Genomic DNA, 212 nt, shown 5'->3' on the forward strand with positions numbered 1-212 from the left:
TTCAACCTTCTGATTCGTAGTCAGACACTCTATCCAGTTGCGCTAAGGGCGCATCATCAATGCCGGGGATCGGAGTCGAACCGATACGGTTGAAACCAACCGCGGGATTTTAAGTCCCGTGCGTCTACCAATTCCGCCACTCCGGCGTGTTGATGAAAGCGGAAGACGGGATTCGAACCCGCGACCCCCACCATGGCAAGGTGATGTTCTAC

General features: G+C 54.7%; 1 tRNA gene. It reads right to left on the minus strand.

Annotation, left to right across the window (positions count from 1 at the left end):
* Nucleotides 1–60 precede the first annotated feature (60 nt).
* Nucleotides 61–146 (minus strand) — tRNA-Leu (locus tag CP355_RS10155).
* Between the last annotated feature and the right edge of the window lie 66 nt (nt 147–212).

The sequence above is a fragment of the Lactobacillus sp. UMNPBX4 genome (assembly GCF_002554115.1).
Lineage (GTDB): Bacteria > Bacillota > Bacilli > Lactobacillales > Lactobacillaceae > Lactobacillus > Lactobacillus gallinarum.